Origin of the sequence: Levilactobacillus wangkuiensis (genome assembly GCF_016861605.1) — a bacterium.
Taxonomy (GTDB): domain Bacteria; phylum Bacillota; class Bacilli; order Lactobacillales; family Lactobacillaceae; genus Levilactobacillus; species Levilactobacillus wangkuiensis.
Window position 1 is genome coordinate 1 of the sequence record NZ_BOLM01000041.1, and the last position, 3,003, is coordinate 3,003.

Consider the following 3,003-nt stretch of genomic DNA (forward strand, 5'->3'; position numbering starts at 1 on the left):
CCTATCTACCTGATCATCTCTCAGGGGTCTTACTTCCATATAGGAATGGGAAATCTCATCTTGAGGCGAGTTTCACACTTAGATGCTTTCAGCGTTTATCTCATCCATACATAGCTACCCAGCGATGCGCCTGGCGGCACAACTGGTACACCAGAGGTATGTCCATCCCGGTCCTCTCGTACTAAGGACAGCTCCTCTCAAATTTCCTACGCCCGCGACGGATAGGGACCGAACTGTCTCACGACGTTCTGAACCCAGCTCGCGTACCGCTTTAATGGGCGAACAGCCCAACCCTTGGGACCGACTACAGCCCCAGGATGCGATGAGCCGACATCGAGGTGCCAAACCTCCCCGTCGATGTGGACTCTTGGGGGAGATAAGCCTGTTATCCCCAGGGTAGCTTTTATCCGTTGAGCGATGGCCCTTCCATACGGTACCACCGGATCACTAAGCCCGACTTTCGTCCCTGCTCGACCTGTCTGTCTCGCAGTCAAGCTCTCTTCTGCCTTTACACTCAATGAATGATTTCCAACCATTCTGAGAGAACCTTTGGGCGCCTCCGTTACTTTTTAGGAGGCGACCGCCCCAGTCAAACTGCCTACCTGACACTGTCTCCCACCACGATAAGTGGTGCGGGTTAGAGTGTTCACACAGCGAGGGTCGTATCCCACCAGCGCCTCACTCGAAACTAGCGTTCCGAGTTCTACGGCTCCGACCTATCCTGTACAAGCTGTGTCAACACCCAATATCAAGCTACAGTAAAGCTCCATGGGGTCTTTCCGTCCTGTCGCGGGTAACCTGCATCTTCACAGGTAATATAATTTCACCGAGTCTCTTGTTGAGACAGTGCCCAGATCGTTACGCCTTTCGTGCGGGTCGGAACTTACCCGACAAGGAATTTCGCTACCTTAGGACCGTTATAGTTACGGCCGCCGTTTACTGGGGCTTCATTTCTGGGCTTCGCCGAAGCTAACTCATCCACTTAACCTTCCAGCACCGGGCAGGCGTCAGCCCCTATACGTCATCTTACGATTTTGCAGAAACCTGTGTTTTTGATAAACAGTCGCCTGGGCCTTTTCACTGCGGCTACACTTGCGTGTAGCACCCCTTCTCCCGAAGTTACGGGGTCATTTTGCCGAGTTCCTTAACAAGAGTTCACTCGCTCACCTTAGGATACTCTCCTCGACTACCTGTGTCGGTTTGCGGTACGGGTAATTAATTACTAACTAGAAGCTTTTCTCGGCAGTGTGACATCTGGCACTTCCCTACTAAAATTCGGTCCTCGTAACGCCTTGTCCTTAGCGATAAGCATTTAACTCATCACCAGACTTGACGCTTGAACGCACATTTCCAATCGTGCGCATACCATAGCCTGCTGCGTCCCTCCATCGTTCAAACATAATTAACTAGTACAGGAATATCAACCTGTTATCCATCGCCTACGCTTCTCAGCCTCGGCTTAGGTCCCGACTAACCCTGGGAGGACGAGCCTTCCCCAGGAAACCTTAGTCATTCGGTGGATCAGATTCTCACTGATCTTTCGCTACTCATACCGGCATTCTCACTTCTAAGCGCTCCACTAGTCCTTACGATCTAGCTTCATTGCCCTTAGAACGCTCTCCTATCACGTGACCTAATGGTCACATCCATAATTTCGGTAACATGCTTAGCCCCGGTAAATTTTCGGCGCAGGATCACTCGGCTAGTGAGCTATTACGCACTCTTTAAATGGTGGCTGCTTCTGAGCCAACATCCTAGCTGTCTATGCAACTCCACATCCTTTTCCACTCAGCATGTATTTAGGGACCTTAATTGATGGTCTGGGCTGTTCCCCTTTCGACGGTGGATCTTATCACTCATCGTCTGACTCCCGGATATAAATCAGTGGCATTCGGAGTTTATCTGAATTCAGTAACCCATGACGGGCCCCTAGTCCAAACAGTGGCTCTACCTCCACGATTCTTAATTCCGAGGCTAACCCTAAAGCTATTTCGGAGAGAACCAGCTATCTCCAAGTTCGTTTGGAATTTCACCGCTATCCACACCTCATCCCAGCATTTTTCAACATACACGGGTTCGGTCCTCCAGTGCGCTTTACCGCACCTTCAACCTGGACATGGATAGGTCACCTGGTTTCGGGTCTACATCAATTTACTGAAACGCCCGTTTCAGACTCGCTTTCGCTACGGCTCCGGTCTTTACACCTTAACCTTGCAAATTAACGTAACTCGCCGGTTCATTCTACAAAAGGCACGCTATCACCCATTAACGGGCTCTAACTAATTGTAGGCACATGGTTTCAGGAACTATTTCACTCCGCTTCCGCGGTGCTTTTCACCTTTCCCTCACGGTACTGGTTCACTATCGGTCACTAGGGAGTATTTAGCCTTGGGAGATGGTCCTCCCGGTTTCCGACCACGTTTCACGTGTGTGGCCGTACTCAGGATCCTGAACTGAGGGTCAACGATTTCATCTACGGGGGTATCACCCGCTATGCCACGCCTTCCCAGACGTTTCGATTATCATTGACTTTGGTAACTCAAATGTTCAGTCCTACAACCCCAACAAGCAAGCTTGTTGGTTTGGGCTATTCCCCGTTCGCTCGCCGCTACTTAGGGAATCGATTTTTCTTTCTATTCCTGTGGGTACTTAGATGTTTCAGTTCCCCACGTCTGCCTCAATTCAAGTATGTATTCCCTGAATTGTAATAGTTGGTTAAAACTACTGGGTTTCCCCATTCGGAAATCTCCGGATCAAAGCTTACGTACAGCTCCCCGAAGCATATCGGTGTTAGTCCCGTCCTTCATCGGCTCCTAGTACCAAGGCATCCACCATGCGCCCTTCATAACTTAACCTAACGATTACTTCGTAATCGTTGATTAATTGAGTATTAGCGATAAAAACTAATTAAAAACTCAAAAAAATTCGCAGTGTTCTCGGTTTAATTATTAATAAAAATAATTATTAGAAAATATTTGATAATATCTAGTTTTCAAAGAACAA

1 rRNA gene is annotated in these 3,003 nt (G+C 48.8%); it reads right to left on the reverse strand.

Going from position 1 to position 3,003, the window contains the following annotated elements:
- Positions 1 to 2,855 (reverse strand): 23S ribosomal RNA (locus tag JUF13_RS14265); the annotation flags it as partial.
- Positions 2,856 to 3,003 lie beyond the last annotated feature (148 nt).